Consider the following 1797-nt stretch of genomic DNA (forward strand, 5'->3'; position numbering starts at 1 on the left):
GACCGGCCGACGCCGGGATCGACCTCGAGCTGTGCTGCCGCCGCCGGCGCCGCGCCGGACGCCGGGGCCTTCGCGGCTGCGGCGCGGCGGACGGGCATCCGCACGGCGCCCGATGACGAATGGGGCGATATCTTCTCCCGGGTGCTGGTGGAGAGAATCGAGCCGAAGCTCGGCATCGGCCGGGCGACCGTCCTGTACGAATATCCGGTGAGCGAGGCCGCGCTCGCCCGGGCCAAGCCGTCCGACCCGCGCTTTTCCGAGCGGTTCGAGCTTTATGCCTGTGGCCTGGAGCTTGCGAATGCGTTCGGCGAGCTGACCGACCCGGTCGAGCAGCGCCGCCGCTTCGCGCGGGACATGGACGAGAAGGCGCGGCTCTATGGCGAGCGCTACCCGATCGACGACGACCTGATCGCCGCGCTCGCGCTCATGCCGCCGGCCAGCGGCTGCGCCCTGGGCTTCGACCGGCTCGCCATGCTGGCGACCGGCGCGCGGCGCATCGAGGATGTGCTGTTCGTCCCGGTGGTGGAACCCTGAAACCTGGCCCCGATCCCCACCCGCTCCCGCCGAATGCCGTCCCGGTCAGCAATCAGGTGATCTCGAACAGGGACGAGAAGCCGGAGATGTCGAACACTTCCCGGATCTGCGGCTGCAGCGAGGTCAGCGCCAGCTTGCGCTTGCCCGCGCGCATGGCCTTGCCGGCCACCAGCAGCGCGCGCAGCCCCGAGGAGGAGACATAGTCGACCCCGGCGAGGTTGACGATGATGCCTCCGGTGGTCTGCGTCACCACCTCCATGAGGCCCGCCTCGAACGGCTTCGCGTTCGGGGTGTCGAGGCGTCCCATCACCTTGAGGAGCACGTCGCTCCCCCACTGCTCGCGGTCAATGTGCATGGACGTCATGAGCGCTCCGCACCGTCGGGCCGGTCCCGGCACGCGGCCGGCGGCGCCGCCGGATGGTCAGGCCACACGTTCGGGAGCCTCCTGCCGCGCGGGATCACCGTCAGGTGCTCTATCCTCAATCGCCGGGGGGCGCAACGCCACCGCGAGGCGGCGCACCAGCCAGACGGCACGCTCGAACAGGCTGGTGGCATGCATCAGGCGGCGCGAATCCTCCTCCGCGCCGGGGGCGGCGGCGGCGAGCGCCCGGCGGATGCGGTCGAGCATCTCGGAGCGGTCCGCGGTCAGGTCGATCAGCAGATCGAAGTCGTCGGGCGCGCCGCCCTCGATGGCATCGGCCAGAGACAGCACGATGGTGCGCAGCGATTCGGAGAGGTTGAAGGCGAGCGGCGGCACGCTGTCAAACTGGCCCACCACGACGGAGAAATCGTGCAGCGTGTCCACCAAAGCGCGGATGGTCTCCAGGCGCGCCTGCTGGTGGAGGGCGATGTCGAGGCTCTCGCGCGCCGCGCCGGCCCGGATCACATCCACAAGGAAATGATCCACCGCCTGGACGATGGCGGTGGACCCCTTCCAGAAGGCGTCGCGGTCTTGCGGGCTGTAGTCGGCGCCGCCCACATCGAGGTCCGGCAGGAGATTGGGCAGAAGCTTGACGATCCGCGCGCTCTCCTGGTCGGACAGATCGAGCGCCGTCGCCACCTGCTCCACCGCGCGCTCGTGGATGTAGCGCGGGCGCGAGGCGTCGTCTTCCGTCGAGGGCGGGCTGAAGTACCGGGCGATCCGTTCCGTGAGACCGCGCGCCAGCGAGACCGGCACCGCGCCGGCCAGTTGCAGCACCAGGAACAGCGACGGACGACCGCCGTCCGCGCGCCGCCGTCGCCGCCCGCCGCCGCCAGCGCCGC

3 protein-coding genes are annotated in these 1797 nt (G+C 71.0%); 1 reads left to right on the plus strand and 2 read right to left on the minus strand.

Annotated features, from left to right (window positions below):
- Nucleotides 1-534, plus strand: a 534-nt coding sequence (locus AC2W7M_RS24750; RefSeq protein ID WP_486135693.1) for an amino acid--tRNA ligase-related protein, incomplete at its 5' end; no start/stop codon positions are given.
- A gap of 52 nt (nt 535-586) precedes the next feature.
- Here AC2W7M_RS24750 and AC2W7M_RS24755 read toward each other — a convergent pair.
- Both AC2W7M_RS24755 and AC2W7M_RS24760 read right to left on the minus strand, forming a co-directional pair.
- Nucleotides 587-898, minus strand: a complete 312-nt coding sequence (locus AC2W7M_RS24755) for an STAS domain-containing protein (RefSeq protein ID WP_486135694.1) — start codon at nt 896-898, stop codon at nt 587-589.
- 57 nt (nt 899-955) lie between these two features.
- Nucleotides 956-1797 (minus strand): hypothetical protein (locus AC2W7M_RS24760; RefSeq protein WP_486135696.1); only part of this gene is annotated, 842 nt, incomplete at its 5' end.

It is taken from the genome of Xanthobacter sp. BG11Y11_SDJG, from assembly GCF_057364445.1.

Coding starts and splice junctions, on each gene's coding strand:
- AC2W7M_RS24755 (WP_486135694.1), bottom strand. CDS start 898: ATGACGTCCATGCACATTGACCGCGAGCAGTGGGGGAGCGACGTGCTC.